Below are 13,951 nucleotides of genomic sequence, written 5' to 3'. Positions count from 1 at the left end.
ATCGTCATTGATATCGTACCATGAGAGGAGCGTTTCGTATTTGTTAGCGCATCCACCAATTTGACGATTCATCCGGTCATTTTTTGTTCCGCAGGGAGGTTCCGATATGAAAAAGCTGTCCGAAATGACGCCTTATCTCGGCGATCTGATGCCGTACGTGTACGACGGCAGCGCGAACGAAGGGCTTCGGGTGTGCAGCGTGTACGCGATGCATCTGTTCCCCGAAGGCGGCGGAGAGATGGAGATCGAGGGCAGACGCTATCCGCTCGACAAAAGGGCGCTCGTCTTTTTGCGCCCCGGTCAGCCGCACGCGTTCCATATCTCGCCGGAGCGGCCGCTCTCTTCTTTTAATTTGTACTTCGACCTGTGGGATGCCAAAGACCCGGTCTCGCTGAACCGCGTCTTTATTTACGCGCCGGAGCCCTTTCGGCTGGGCGCCGTCTCCGTCGCCAGCCCTTGCGCCGAGCTGGACGCGCTTCCCGGGGTGTCATCGCTCCAGGACGAGCCGCAGCTCTACGACGAGCTGCTGCGCATCGTGCAGGTATACGAACAATCCCGCTACTATCGCAGCGAGATTCTGAACAGCATGATTTATGCATGGATGCTGAACTGGTACAATGCGCGCCATACGCGCCGTCCGAGCGATTACCGGATCGTAAGGCTGCTCGAGCGTCTCGAACGAGACCCCGGCCGGCGCGAGAGCGTCGGCGAATGGTGGGAGATGTGCGGCCTCAGCCGCACATATTTTCACGAGCTGTTCCTTCGGGAAACGGGGTACACCCCCAAAGCCTACCAGCATCGTCTTCGCATGCGAAGGGCGGCGATCCTGCTGCGGGAGAGCGACCTGACGATCACCGCCGTCGCGGACAAGCTCGGCTACCCGTCGATCCATCCGTTTACGCGCCACTTCGGCGCTTACTACGGCGTCAGTCCGATGCAGTACCGCCGTCGTCCTGCAAATCCGACGGGCGTGCCGCCCGCCGACCCTGCGCCCGCTCCTTAAGCGCGCGCACGACGTCCGCGTCGGCCGATCGCGAGCCGATCGGACCGTGGTACACCCGTCCCTTGCGCTCGCCGTGGAAGTCCGAGCCGCCGGTTGCGACGACGCCGTACCGCTCCGCCATAGCCGCATAACGCCGTTCGTCCTCGGCCGTGTGGTCCGAATGGTACGCCTCGACGCCGTCCGCGACGCCGCCGCGCAGCAGCGCTTCTACGGTCTCGTCGGCCCCGTACAATCCGGGATGGGCGACGACGGCTGCGCCCCCGGCTTCGTGAATCCAGGCGATCGCCTCTGCCGGCGCGATCCGCGGGGGCAGCACGTATGCCGGCTTGCCTTCGGCCAAATACCGGTCGAACGCCTCCTGGAGCGAGCCTACCGCCCCCATCCGCACCAGCGCCTCGGCGATGTGCGGCCGGCCGACCGTCTCGTCCGGTCCCCGGTCCCTTCCCGCCGCGCCCAGCACGGCTTCCCAGGAGAGACGCACGCCAAGCTCGTTCAGCCTGGCGACGATCAGCTCGTTGCGCGAATCGCGCACGCGGCGCTGGGAAGCAAGTCTCGCCAAAAATACCGGATCGCGGTCGTCGGCATAATAGCCGAGTATATGAATATCCTGGCCGTCCTGCGCCGTACTGATCTCGACCCCCGGCACGACTTCGACACCGAATGCCTTCGCGGCTTGCCTCGCTTCGTCGAGTCCGGCCACCGTATCGTGATCCGTAATGCCGATGGCGGCGAGGCCCGCCTCCGCCGCCATGCGGACATTGTCCGACGGCCTGTGAAGACCGTCCGACGCGGTCGTGTGGGTGTGCAGGTCCGCTCTGTTCAAGCTTGAATCCCCCTTAAGTAGTCTAGCAGCGCCGCGCCCCCGATCGGCAGATCCGACGATTGCTGGCGAACGGCGTAGAATTGCCGGCGAAACGAAACGCCGCGAATTTTCACCGGCGCGAGCAGCGAGAGCGCAGTCTCGTGACGGATCGTCCAGACGGACACGAAGGACAGCCCAAGTCCCGCCTCGACGGCCGACTTCACGGCGCCCGTGCTCCCGAAGTCGCTCACGACCCGCAGATCGGAAGGCAGCGCGCCATGCCGCAGCAGCTCCTCCTCCATGACCTGCCGCGTGCCGGAGCCCGTCTCGCGCAGCACCATCGGCTCCTTCAGCACTTCATCGAGCTCGACCTCGCCGCGCGCGGCGAACGGATGCCCCGCGGGCGCGACGAGCACAAGCTCGTCGTTCATGACCGGCTCGGCGAGCAGGCCCGGCCCTTCCGCGCGTCCTTCAACCAGTCCGAAGGCGAGACCGTGATTTTCGATCTCCTCTATAATCTCGGACGTGTTGATGATGCGCATGCTCAGCGACAGCTCGGGATACCGCTTCAAAAAAGGCGCGAGCAGCCTCGGCAGCACGTATTCGCCGATCGTCAGGCTGGCGGCGAACTTCAGCCGGCCCTTGAGCTGCTCGGCATGCGCGGCCATGATCGCGTCGGTCTCCCGCATCAGCTCCATCGCCTTGCGCGCTTGCGGCAGCAGGGCGCGCCCCGCATCGGTCAGCTCCAGCTTCTTCGCGGACCGCTGGAACAGCTTCGCCCCGAACCGCTCCTCGAGCGCCTGAATCTGCATCGTCACCGCGGGCTGCGTCATGTGCAGCGTCTGGGCGGCGGCGGAAAAGCTCCCCCTCTCCGCAACCGCGTAAAAGGTGTGGAGTTGATGCACGTTCAGCGCCATAATATCGAATTCCTGCCTTCCGGACATTTGAATGCATTATAACACAATCCGGCGCCGCGATCTTCGCGCTGCGGCCTTCGCCTTTGCCGCGCAAAAAAAAGCATGCCGCGCGGCATGCTTTAATATGAATAGGTTTAGCGACGCTTGCGGTTGTTCTTGATCAGCGTCATGCGACGCGAATGCCGCAGCCAGGAGTAGTACGTCTTCAGATCGCGCAGCTCCATCGTCTCCGACATGCGGCCCAGAAAGGTCACGACGATCATCTTGTGGAGCGGATTGCCGAGCAGGTCGACTTCCTTTTCCGAGACGGCGAACTCCGCCACGAACACAAGGTCGTCGTCGATCGTGTAGACATCCTCTTCGTTGCGATAGTAAGATACGACGCGGCCTTCTTTCAGACACTGCCACAAAAACTCGGCGATATCGGAAAATCCCGTTTTTTCGGATTCGACGCGGTCGGTCCAACGAACGCGAGCGTGATTCGTAATGATGATGTCCGCGACTTTTTTATCCCCAAGCTCAACGAAAAAAGGCTCGTACGTACTCCAACGCTCCGTTTGCTTGTCTTTCACGGGACTTCCCTCCCTCGATCGCATGAGCCAAAAGACCTATAAAGGGTTTGAGTTGCTAGGCATATATATACATTCTATCGCAATTATTCCCGTACATTCAACATTAAAAAAAATAGATTCCATACTTTACATTTATTTTATGTTCGCGCTCCCAAAAAAGCCTTATAAAAAAAGAGCGCCGCCCGGTCGCCGGCGCGGCGCTCCAATCGCTTGTCACTCGCTCAGAGCCCGTAAAACCGGGTCTTGTCCGGCACGTTGCTCTCGTACTCGGTCTTGATCTCGCCCCGGTAGGAGCGCTCGATCTTGCGGACGTAGGGCAGCCGCTGCAGGTTGCGCACCGTGTCCTCCGAGGTATCCGCGTCCATGTAGAGGACGGCGTAATTCATCTTGCGAGACATATAATGCAGGCTGCCGTACTTGTCCAGCGCGCGCGCCGCCTTCCAGTCGCTGAACCATACGATATAGCCGATCCGTTCGGCGAACATGATGCTCCTCCGTTCCGCAAGCCGGCCGAAGCCGGCGTCGTTATTATCCGCAGCCCCCGCTGCCGCAGGAGCAGCTGCCTCCGCTGCCGCAGCCCGACGCTTTGGGATTCGGATCGTTGTCCGGCACCTTGATCGTCTCGGACACCGAATGCGCGATCAGCAGCGACACTTCGTGAAGCAGCAGGTCGACCGCGCGCTCCGCTTCCTTGAAGCGGCGGACCTCCTCGATCTCCTCGAGCTTCGCCTCGGCTTCGTAAACCTTGTCCAGCGCCTCGTTGTAATCGGGGTGAAAGCGTCCGAAGCGCTCGCACTCGCTGAACTTGTCCTTGGCCTTGATAAACTCGCGGATGCGCCGCTGCGCTTCGCCGCTGCGTGCAACGGTACGCTTCCAATATACGTAATCCTCCGTCAAAGCGGAGTGCTTTATCAAATCTCCCAGCTCGAAGGCGCGTGCCGCGATCGCCGTCAGGTCGGCCGCTGGATCCGGCGAGTAGCCGACGGACGCCTCCGCCGCAGGGAGGGATTTAACCATGGTCAAGACTTAACCACCTGCCCTTATGCGCTTGGGATACATGGTCTATCATATCACATATTCGCATCGAGGGGTCAAGTAACCGGTCGGGAAGCGTCCTCACGCGCCGCTTCGGGAAGCAAAATCACCAGCGGGCCGATCTCCGCGGCTTCGAGCGCGACCGGGTGCTCGGCGAGCACCGGTCTGCCGCTGCCGGCCTCCCGGACGAACGGCCTGCCCCAGACGCACCAGCCGCCCGGTTCGGCAGGCATGAGGCGTTCCGGCGCGAAGTCCAGCCACGCGCGCTCCTTCATGAGCCGCAATCCGGCGCTCCAGCCGATCGCCCGCTCCACGATCTCTTTGCGCGTGGAGACGTGATACGGCGCGGGCTGCTTGAGCCAGCCGGGCGGCACGCGCTCGGCGCCGGGAAAAAGCTTGCTCGACAGGACGGGCGGCCTGACGTCCCAGGCTTGCGCCTCGGATGCGACGCGCTTGATGATAGCGGCGTCCACTTCCCCAAACCATTCGTCTCGTTCGCCGTCAAGCGCCTGCGCCTCCTCGGAGCGGTCGTCGGCTTCGTCGCCGGCAATCGGCCGCTCGGCGTCCGTAAGCGGCGAAGACGCATCCGATGGCGTCACGTCGGCTGGCGCGGGCGTTGGGTGAAACCAGTCGCGCAGCGCGACGTCCACCGCTTCGGGCAGCGGCTCGCCCGAGCCGCGCTCCAGCATCGCGCGCGCCTGCTCGAGGCTCGTTCCGCCCGCAAGCGCCCGGCGGCAAGCGTCCGCGTCGATCCGGTAGACGGCCACGACGTCCTCGGACAGGCGGCGCGCCAGCAGCTCGAGCTCCCACCGGGCGCCGGGCGGCACCTCCGGCGGCACGATCGCCTCGAGGTCGGGCATCAACTCGTAGTGTTCGTAGCCGCCCGCCGCCGGCCGCTCGGGAGTCGGATCGATGGTCCACCGCAAGGCGGCGCCTTCCGCACAGTTCCCCGTCTCCATCCAGCCTGCCGCACGCAGAAAGCGGATCCAGCCTTCCGCCGCCTTGGCCGCTTCCGGCGTCGGCATCGCCTTCGCCACATCGGCCCCCAGGTACCAGTGCATCGGCGCCAGGTCGCGCAGCGACTCCGCGGCCTGCCATGCGCCGGGCTCGTCTGCCGCGAGCAGACAGTCCGCCGCCTGCTCGAGCAGGTGCAGCTCCGCTTCGGCGGCGGGCAGCGCCAGCCAGGCCTTCGCGGCCTCGTTCGGCTCGGCCGCGATCGCGCGTCCGCGCCGCCGAAGCATGCCGACGGCATGGCCCAGTCGGAGCGCGAGCACCGCCGGCGCGGGCAGCGCGGCCCAAGCTGCCGGTACGGCCTGCGGCGGGATGTCCTCGGACGCAAGGCGCATCGCGGACGCGAGGCGGGCCGCATCCTGCTTGCGCGGCGCCCCCTTGGCCGTGAGCGGCAGGCCGGTCCGCCGAATCGCCGACCATGCGGCGATCAGTTCGTGGGACAGCGGCGATGCGACGGCATCGCAGCCGTCCGTCCACGTCTCCTCGGGCAGCGGCTGTATGCGCAGCGGGAGCAGCAGCCTGCGCCACACGGCGCACATGTCCGACGGCACGAGCAGCAGCCGGTCCCCCCAGGGACGGTCGATCGCGAACACGATGCCGTCGCGCCGAAGCAGCTGAACGGCAAGCCGCAGCTCGGCCCCCGTCCAGCCGAACGGCGGCTTGCCGCCTTCCGGCGCGAGCTTCTCCTCCGGAAACGGTGCGGGGCCGAAGCGCCTGACGATCAGCGCGAGCGTATCCCGCGCGAGCATCGGCGCTTTCCCGGCCCACTCGGTCGCCCGCGCCGGATCCGCCAGCACTTCCGCGAGGCTGCCGCCTTTCGCGGCTCTGCCGGCCGTCCAGGGGCCTTCGCGCAGCCAGCTCAGGGCGGCTTCGGGCAATTCGCCGACGATCTCCCGCACGTTCATCGCGCGCTGTCCGCGGTCGGCCGCTCCGCCGCGCTCCCGTCATCCGTCCAGTGCCGCACCTCGTAACGGTACCCCTGCTGGACGAGAAACCGCTGCCTGCGGCGCGCATATTCGACCTCGTCCGTATGCTCGCTGACAAGGGAATAAAACGAGGCCCCGCCGCCGTTCTCCTTGGGCCGCAGAATTCGCCCGAGGCGCAGCGCCCCCTCCTGCCTGGTCCCGAAGCTGCCGGAGATCTGGACCGCCACCGCAGCGTCCGGCAGATCGACCGCGAAGTTCGCGACCTTCGACAGCGCCAGCGCGCGGAGCTCGCCCCGATTGAAACGGTCGAACAACGCTTGCCGTTCGCCGTGCGGCATGTCGCCCGTCACGAGCGGCAGCCCCAGCTCCCGCGACATGCGGCGAAGCTGGTCGAGATATTGGCCGATGACGAGCGCCCGCTCGCCCTCGTGACGCGCCAGCAGCGCGCGGACGACTTCGGCCTTGCGCGGATTTTCGCCCGCGATCCGGCTGCGCAGACGCGCCGGCGCCGCCGCATACCGCTCGGCGCAGTCGGGCTCAAGCGGCACGCGCACTTCGCTGCAGGCGGCCTCCGCGATCCAGCCTGCTTCCTCCAGGCTTTTCCATGGCGCTTCGTACGCCTTCGGCCCGACCAGCGCGAATACGTCGCCCTCCCGGCCGCCCCCGCGCACGCTCGCCGCGGTCAGCCCGAGCCTACGTGTCGCCTGCAGCTCGGCGGTCAGCCTAAAGACGGGCGCAGGCTGCAGGTGCACCTCGTCATAAATGATGAGTCCCCAGTTGCGGTCTTGAAACAGCTGCCAATGCGCATTGCTGCCCCGCTCGCCGCCGCGGCTGGTCAGCACCTGGTATGTGGCGACCGTCACGGGACGGACCTCCTTGCGCTCCCCGGTGTATGCGCCGATCTGTTCGTCGCCGAGCGTCGTCGCCCGGCGCAGCTCGCGAACCCACTGGGTGACCGACACCGTGTTCGGCGTCAGGATCAGCGTCTCGCAGGCAAGGCGCGCGAGCGCGCCGATGCCCACCCACGTCTTGCCGGCACCACAGGGCAGAACGACGACGCCGCTGCCGCCCGTGGCAGCCGAGGCGGCTGCGCCGGCAAAGGCGTCGCCGGCAGCGTCTACCGCGACGCCCTCCCTGCCGAGCAGCGCGTCCACCGCCGCCTGCTGGTAATCGCGCAGTCCGGCCGACGGGCCGGTTCGACGCAATGCCAACGGCAGCGGCTCGCCGCTCCGGTAGCCTGCCTCGTCGTTGACCGGATACCCCGCGAGTGCCAGCTCGCGCTTGAGCCAGCCTCTCGCATCGGGGCGCACCACCGCGTATTCGCCTCCCGCTGACAATCGCAGCCAGCCGGACACCGCCTTCAGTTCGGCGACGGCCGCAAGCGTCGCGGGTTCCTTCGCATGCAGGCGGAGCTCTCCGTCCTTCACGCCGAGCCGCAGCTGCCCGTAGCGGGCGAACTGCGCCGCAAGATCCCGCTCAAGCGCCGCGGGCACGCCGTACCTGGACAAGGCGCGCAGGCTCGCCAGGGCTCGCGCGGCCGTCCAGCCCGCAGCCGCCGCATTCCATACGGTGATCGGCGTGACGCGGTAAGTGTGCAGATGGCCGGGGCGCTTCTGAAGCTCCGCGATCGCGCGCAGCAGCTCCTGCGCTTCGCCGAACCCCGGCAGCCGTTCGTCCAGCAGCAGCGTGCCGTCCGACTGGGCGATGATCGGCGCGGTTGGGTTGCGTGAGAGCGTCATAGGTCGGTCGCCTCCTTTTTATACCAAGGATGCCCCCGAATCTCGCTTTTATAAGCGCAGCCCCGGGCAGCCCCCTCCTTTCGCCGGCAGCAAACAAGCCGCCCCTCATCGCCTGGCGCGAAGAAGAGCGGCCTGTCCGTCCCGAAGAAAATGTTATCGTTTTTCCTGAAAGACTCTTGATGCATTTAACCCCTTGTTAACTCACGCCTGCGCCTCGTCCGCCGCGGCGTCGTCCGCCACCGCGATCAGCAGCTTGATCGCGTGCCGCAGCGCGCGCTCGTCGATATCGAAGCCCGGATGGTGATGCGGCGCGGATGAACGGTCGGTCCGGCCTGCGCCGACGAAGAAGAAGCAGCCCGGCCGTTCCTTCAAATAATAGGAAAAGTCTTCGCCGGCCATGATGCGTTCGCACTCGCGAACCTCGCCTTCGTCGTGCGCAACCGCGGCCACGCGCAGGACGCGCGCCGCCTCGCGCGGATCGTTGACGACCGGCGGATAGCCTTCGTAAAATTCGAATGTATAATCGACGCCGTGCAACGCGCAGGCATGCCGGATAATGTCGTCCATCCGGCTGCGCACAAGCTCGCGCACGCGCGGGTCGAAGCTTCGCACCGTGCCGCTCAGCCTGCAGCTGTCCGCGATGACGTTGCGCGCGGTACCGGCCCGGAATTGGCCGATGGACAACACCGCCGCCTCCAACGGGTCGACGCTTCGCGAGACGACGGTCTGCAGGGCGACGACCAGATGAGCGCCCGCGACCAGCGCGTCCTTCGCTTCGTGAGGCAACCCGCCGTGCCCCCCGCGGCCGCGGATCTCGATCTCGAACTCGTCCGGCTCGGCCATCAGCGGACCAGGCCGGGTCGCGATCGTACCGACGGGCAGCGGCGTCCACAGATGGATGCCGTATACGACGTCCACCCCGTCCAGCGCGCCGTCCGCGATCATGCCGATCGCGCCGCCGGGCAGCACCTCTTCGCCGGGCTGGAACAAGAAGACGCGCGTACCCGCCGTTTCATGCCGATGTTCCGAATAATATTTGGCCGTCGCGAGCAGCTGCGCCGTATGTCCGTCGAGCCCGCAGGCGTGCATGACCCCCGGCACCTGGGACGCGTACTCGACATCCTTGGCGTCTTGGATCGGCAGCGCGTCGGTGTCGGCGCGCAGGGCCACGGTTCTGCCGGGCAGCGTCCCCTTCAGCGTGGCGACGACGCCGGTTCCCGACACGCCGCGCCTGACGTTGAGTCCCCACGATTCCAGCAGATCGGCGATCATCGCCGCGGTATTCGTTTCCTTGAACGACAGCTCCGGATGCATATGCAAATGCCTGCGCCATTCGACGGCTTGCCCATGCAGCGACTGCAATCGTTGTTCATCGATGTCCACAGCGTCCGCCTCCTCTACGTAGCTCTTCATTGTTTCCTATTGTAACAGATCGGCGTCCGATTCGACACGGCATCCGCCCGCCCGGACGCTTGCGGCAGGGCGGAAGAACGCTTGCAGAAGGTGTCCAAACCGTCTATGATGGAGGGTGGAAACAAGCCTTGCCGCATTTTTAAAGGAGGAACTTGGGATGTTAATTGAAAATACCGGATTGAACGGAATCCAGATCGATCTGGCCACGCTGGACGAATCGGCCGAAAAAGTGGGCTTCATCCGCTGGCAGTGGGAATATACGCGCGCTACATACGATCTGAAGCTGACCGACGCAGGCACGAACAGCGACTACTTCCTGCGCTTCAGCACGCGCGCGGTCGAAGGCCGGCTGGAAAATCCGGACGCGATTCTGACGATCGAAGCGGTTTACATCGGACGCGCCACGTTCCCGCACGGCCTCGAGTACGAATCGCCGGTGCCCCAGCCGATCCTCAACACCGCGACCTTGCGCCTGAACGAGCTCAGACAGCTGCTCGCTTGACGTTCCGGAGCGACAGACCATGAAGACCTCCGAAGGCTCGCGGGGCGCGCCCGACTTCCTGCTGATGATTTTGACGCTGGCGCTGGTCGGTTTCGGTCTGGTCATGGTTTTCAGCGCGAGCTCCAGCATGGCGGGGGCAACGGAGAAGTTCGGCAACGACGCGTTGTACTTCACCAAGCGGCAGTTCGCTTGGGCGGGACTCGGCACATTTGTGATGCTCGTCATCATGAACGTGCCTTACGCCAAGTTCAAGAAGCTCTTTTTGCCCCTTATGCTATTCACGATCGTGCTGCTTATCATGGTGCCGTTTTTCTCGGCGATCAACGGCGCGAGCAGTTGGATCCGCTTCGCGGGCCTCGGCATTCAGCCCACAGAGCTCGCCAAGCTCGCCGTGATCCTGTATCTGGCGGCGATCATTACGAAAAAGGAGGACAAGTTCCGCGAGTTCAAGCGGGGACTGCTTCCCGTCATGATCGTGGTGGGCTTTATCGTCGGCCTGATCATTTTGCAGCCCGACTTCGGCTCGAGCGTCATCCTGCTGCTGACGGCGACGATCATCATCATCGCGGGCGGCGCCAACCTGAAGCAGGTGCTGCTGTCCGCCGCCGTTCTTGGCGGCCTCGCCGCGCTCGTGCTCAGCATCTACTTCCTCGTCTCGGGCGATGACGGCGGGTACCGCATGGAGCGGATCGCCGCTTATCGCGACCCCTTCTCGGATCCGCAAGGCAACGGCCTGCAGCTGCTTCGCTCGCTCGAGGCGTTCGGCCACGGCGGCTTCTGGGGCGCGGGGCTCGGCAACAGCGTGCAGAAGCTGTTCTACTTGCCCGAGGCGTACAACGACTTTATTTTTTCGGTCATCGCGGAGGAGCTCGGCTTTTTCGGCGTGACGATATTTTTGATTTTTTACGTGCTCTTCCTCTGGCGGGCGCTGATCGTCTCGCTGCGCTGCCCCGACATTTACGGCACGCTCGTCGGCATCGGTCTCGTCTCTCTCATCGGCATCCAGGCGCTGATCAACATGGGCGGTGTCAGCAATGCGATTCCGATGACGGGGGTCACGCTTCCTTTTATCAGCTACGGCGGCTCATCGCTAATGTCTCTGATGATCGGGATGGGCATCCTGCTTAGCATCTCCAGAGAATACAACCGGGTAGGCATCCAACGAACGGAACCTCGCAAAAAAAGCGCGTCGCTGCACGTATGAGCAGCAATGCGCTTTTTTTCGCTTTTTATGTATGCGCCGCGTTCACTTGACCCGAACGGTGAGCGCCTCCTCTTGTTCTGCGCCCGCTTCGTCCTTGAATGCGACGCCTTCCACTTTAACGTTCACTTCAACGACGCGAAGGCCCGTCATATTCTCGACGGCTTCCCGCACGTTCTCCTGAAGGCGGCGGCCCACTTCCTGAATCGGGCTGCCGTACAGCACGACGATGCGCAGATCGATGGCGGCTTCCAGCTGGCCGACTTCGACGGATACGCCCTTCTGCGCGTTTTTGCCGCTCAGACGCTTGGCCAGACCCTCGGACATACCGCCGGACATCGCGGCGACGCCAGGCGTCTCCAGCGCGGCCAGACCGGCGATCGTCGCGACGACGTCGTCGGAGATTCGTATGAGGCCTTCCTGCATTTGTTCCATCATCCGCGGACCACGCTCCCGTTTCGATAATGACTACATTGTAATGGATGTTGTGTGCGCGCGCAACCGATTGGGTATTGTACAAGTAGGCCGCCATTGGATATATTAAGAAATGCCGGTTCGTTACATATTTTTCCGACTCGAGGTGTCCAAAGTTGAAGAAGCTGTTTTTCCCGCTCTTGGCCGTCTTTTTCGTGCTAAGCGCCATCGCGCATTACGCGCACATGAACACCGTGTTCCAGTTCGTCGTCTCGGCGATCGCGGTCGTGTTCGTCGCAGGATTCCTCGGCAAGTCGACCGAGGCGGTTTCCCATTACGCCGGACAGCGGCTCGGAGGCTTCCTGAATGCCACCTTCGGCAATGCGGCAGAGCTCATCATCGCCATCTTTCTCGTCAAGGAAGGCTTGTTCGAAATGGTAAAGGCGAGCCTCACCGGCTCCATTATCGGCAACCTGCTTCTTGTACTCGGCGCCAGCGCGTTCGCAGGCGGACTCAAGTTCAAGGAGCAGAAATTCAACGTCCACTTAGCCGGGCAAAACGCTTCGCTGATGCTGCTCGGCGTAATCGCGCTGTTCGTCCCGGCGATCTTCGTCAAGACCGAGCATATCGGAAGCACCGATGCGTTCCGAATGAGCGAGATCGTCTCCGGCCTGCTTATCGTTGCTTATGTCGGATGGCTGATCTATTCGATGATCACGCACAAGAGCTTCCTGGAGGATCACGCGGACACGCAGGCGGCGCACGGTGAAGTCCCGACCTGGTCCAAAAGCCGCTCCATCCTGTTCCTGATCGTCGCCACCGTGATGGTGGCCTTCGTCAGCGAATGGCTGGTCGGCACGCTTCATACGTTTACCGCGGATTACGGCATGTCCGAACTGTTCGTCGGTGCGTTTATCGTCGCCATCATCGGCAATGCGGCCGAGCATAGCGCGGCGATCATGCTCGCCATGAAAAACAAGATGGGCGCCGCCGTGGAAATCGCAGTCGGCAGCAGCCTGCAGATCGCTTTGTTCGTCGCTCCCGTTCTCGTCTTCGTCAGCCTGCTGTTCACCGAGCAGATGGACCTGATCTTCACCACCGTCGAGATCGCGGCGATCGCCGTAGCGGCGCTGATCACGACTTCGGTCTCCCGCGACGGCTCTACGACCTGGTACGAGGGCAAGCTGCTGCTCCTTGTCTATATCATGCTCGGCGTCGCCTTTTACTTCATCTAAACGCAAAAAAGAAGAAAAGACCTTCGCTAGCGGCTAAATGCCGCTTGTCGAAGGTCTTTGTCGTGCGAGAGGCTTCAGGCTTCGAGCTCCGCCTTCTGCGCCAGCGCTTCGTATAGCAGAGCCAGATTGCGCTCCAATTGACTGATCAATTGCTTGCCTTCCAATTCCTCTACGAGACCCGCCCGCACCGCAAAGTCGACCGCCCGAGAAAAACCGTACATCTGCGTGTCCAGCACTTCTTCGTAAAGCGGGCATTTGCGAGTGGCCAGGTTCTCCATTTGGATGGCGATCAGTTTCTCGATCTTGCCGGCGTCGTCCTGCAGGAGGCGAAGCGCCTTCTCGTTCAGATTCAACATGACATCCGATGAAGCCATTCCCACTCCCCCTGTGCCTATCGTGCCGATTTAATTGCAAACGGCAGTGCCGCCTCTTGTATGCGATATGATGCTTCACTATCATATTAGACGAAAAGCGGCCCAAGCACAAGGACGGGAAAGCGAAAGAAGACGACAAGCGCGCGCGAAAAACCGAATCAGCCGTTATTCTTGCGAATCGCGTAACGCCGGAGCAGAAAAAGCAGGCCGCCCATGCCCACGAGCAGCACGAACGCCATCACCGCTTCGCGTTGGACATACAAGGCGCTCTCCCGCCAGTGCTCGCCGAGCAGCACGCCAAGCAGCTCGAACGTACTTGTCCAAGCGAGCGCGCCAAGAGATGCGTAAAAAAGGAATGGCCGATACGGATGCTTGCCCAGTCCGATGAACAAGGCGGTCATATGCCGAAGGCCAGGCACGAAGTAGCCGGCAAGGACGAGGATATGCCCCCACTTGGCAAAGCGTTCCTCGTGCCTTGCGAGCTTGTCCGGCGTCAACCGCAGCAGCGGTCCGTACTTCGTCAGCAGCGGGCGCCCTAGCCATCTGCCGAGCAAGTAGCTGAGCGACATGCCGGCTACGCTGCCCGTGATCGCGGCCACCATCGTGTAGCCGAGCTTCAGATGCCCTTGCGCCAGCAGGTAGCCCGCCGCCGTCAGCAGCGCTTCGTCGGGCACGGGTATGCCGACCAAGCCTAGCGCCATGGCGAGAAACAAACCGACATAGCCGTATTCGAACACGAGCCCTAGCAATGAATCGGTCATGGATCGTCTGCATCTCCTGGTGCGGGCAGCACGCTGCCCGGATATG

Annotated in this window: 15 protein-coding genes; 4 read left to right on the top strand and 11 right to left on the bottom strand. The window is 63.4% G+C overall.

Annotated features, from left to right (window positions below; translation table 11 throughout):
- Positions 1 to 106: 106 nt before the first annotated feature.
- Positions 107 to 1,003 carry a helix-turn-helix transcriptional regulator gene (locus tag KVT38_RS03655; protein ID WP_217592337.1) on the top strand — a complete coding sequence of 299 codons (897 nt, stop codon included), beginning with the start codon at positions 107 to 109 and terminating at the stop codon, positions 1,001 to 1,003.
- Here the strand turns inward: KVT38_RS03655 and KVT38_RS03650 are convergent.
- The 8 genes from KVT38_RS03650 to KVT38_RS03615 form a co-directional block, all read right to left on the bottom strand.
- Positions 927 to 1,826 carry a PHP domain-containing protein gene (locus KVT38_RS03650; RefSeq protein ID WP_217592336.1) on the bottom strand — a complete coding sequence of 300 codons (900 nt, stop codon included), beginning with the start codon at positions 1,824 to 1,826 and terminating at the stop codon, positions 927 to 929. The two genes, KVT38_RS03655 and KVT38_RS03650, sit on opposite strands and share 77 nt — an antisense overlap.
- Complete coding sequence (locus tag KVT38_RS03645) at positions 1,823 to 2,722, bottom strand: LysR family transcriptional regulator (RefSeq protein WP_217592335.1); 900 nt, start codon at positions 2,720 to 2,722, stop codon at positions 1,823 to 1,825. The genes KVT38_RS03650 and KVT38_RS03645 overlap by 4 nt, the downstream gene beginning before the upstream one ends.
- A 134-nt stretch (positions 2,723 to 2,856) precedes the next feature.
- On the bottom strand, positions 2,857 to 3,294 hold the full coding sequence (locus KVT38_RS03640) for a hypothetical protein (RefSeq protein ID WP_217592334.1): 438 nt from the start codon (positions 3,292 to 3,294) through the stop codon (positions 2,857 to 2,859).
- A gap of 221 nt (positions 3,295 to 3,515) precedes the next feature.
- Positions 3,516 to 3,779 carry a YlbG family protein gene (locus tag KVT38_RS03635; RefSeq protein ID WP_217592333.1) on the bottom strand — a complete coding sequence of 88 codons (264 nt, stop codon included), beginning with the start codon at positions 3,777 to 3,779 and terminating at the stop codon, positions 3,516 to 3,518.
- A gap of 43 nt (positions 3,780 to 3,822) precedes the next feature.
- The gene (locus KVT38_RS03630) at positions 3,823 to 4,311 is read right to left on the bottom strand and encodes a YlbF/YmcA family competence regulator (protein ID WP_217592444.1); all 489 of its coding nucleotides are present in this window, start codon (positions 4,309 to 4,311) and stop codon (positions 3,823 to 3,825) included.
- Between the two features lie 74 nt (positions 4,312 to 4,385).
- On the bottom strand, positions 4,386 to 6,245 hold the full coding sequence (locus tag KVT38_RS03625; protein ID WP_217592332.1) for a helicase-associated domain-containing protein: 1,860 nt from the start codon (positions 6,243 to 6,245) through the stop codon (positions 4,386 to 4,388).
- Complete coding sequence (locus KVT38_RS03620) at positions 6,242 to 8,005, bottom strand: DNA repair helicase XPB (RefSeq protein WP_217592331.1); 1,764 nt, start codon at positions 8,003 to 8,005, stop codon at positions 6,242 to 6,244. Before KVT38_RS03620 ends, KVT38_RS03625 begins: the two co-directional genes overlap by 4 nt.
- A gap of 201 nt (positions 8,006 to 8,206) precedes the next feature.
- On the bottom strand, positions 8,207 to 9,418 hold the full coding sequence (locus KVT38_RS03615; RefSeq protein WP_217592330.1) for an amidohydrolase: 1,212 nt from the start codon (positions 9,416 to 9,418) through the stop codon (positions 8,207 to 8,209).
- A 157-nt stretch (positions 9,419 to 9,575) separates the two neighbouring features.
- Between KVT38_RS03615 and KVT38_RS03610 the strand changes: the two genes are divergently transcribed.
- Together KVT38_RS03610 and ftsW are read left to right on the top strand one after the other, a co-directional pair.
- Positions 9,576 to 9,920, top strand: coding sequence for a YugN family protein (locus KVT38_RS03610; RefSeq protein ID WP_217592329.1), 345 nt, complete (start codon positions 9,576 to 9,578; stop codon positions 9,918 to 9,920).
- Between the two features lie 19 nt (positions 9,921 to 9,939).
- Positions 9,940 to 11,124, top strand: coding sequence for a putative lipid II flippase FtsW (gene ftsW / locus KVT38_RS03605; RefSeq protein WP_217592328.1), 1,185 nt, complete (start codon positions 9,940 to 9,942; stop codon positions 11,122 to 11,124).
- A 42-nt stretch (positions 11,125 to 11,166) separates the two neighbouring features.
- Here ftsW and KVT38_RS03600 read toward each other — a convergent pair whose 3' ends face one another.
- A complete protein-coding gene (locus KVT38_RS03600) occupies positions 11,167 to 11,559 on the bottom strand; it encodes an Asp23/Gls24 family envelope stress response protein (RefSeq protein WP_217592327.1) in 393 nt (130 codons plus the stop codon).
- Positions 11,560 to 11,711: 152 nt separating this feature from the next.
- Between KVT38_RS03600 and cax the strand changes: the two genes are divergently transcribed.
- Positions 11,712 to 12,770, top strand: a complete 1,059-nt coding sequence (gene cax / locus KVT38_RS03595; RefSeq protein WP_217592326.1) for a calcium/proton exchanger — start codon at positions 11,712 to 11,714, stop codon at positions 12,768 to 12,770.
- 74 nt (positions 12,771 to 12,844) lie between these two features.
- On the opposite strand, the gene KVT38_RS03590 is transcribed toward cax, so the two are convergent.
- Both KVT38_RS03590 and KVT38_RS03585 read right to left on the bottom strand, forming a co-directional pair.
- Complete coding sequence (locus tag KVT38_RS03590; protein WP_217592325.1) at positions 12,845 to 13,144, bottom strand: Fpa/YlaN family protein; 300 nt, start codon at positions 13,142 to 13,144, stop codon at positions 12,845 to 12,847.
- Positions 13,145 to 13,302: 158 nt separating this feature from the next.
- A complete protein-coding gene (locus KVT38_RS03585) occupies positions 13,303 to 13,905 on the bottom strand; it encodes a DedA family protein (protein ID WP_217592324.1) in 603 nt (200 codons plus the stop codon).
- Between the last annotated feature and the right edge of the window lie 46 nt (positions 13,906 to 13,951).

This window comes from Cohnella sp. GbtcB17 (genome assembly GCF_019091135.1).
Classification (GTDB): Bacteria; Bacillota; Bacilli; order Paenibacillales; family Paenibacillaceae; genus Cohnella.
Note: the sequence above shows the minus strand (reverse complement) of the source record. Positions and strands in the feature narration are given on the sequence as shown.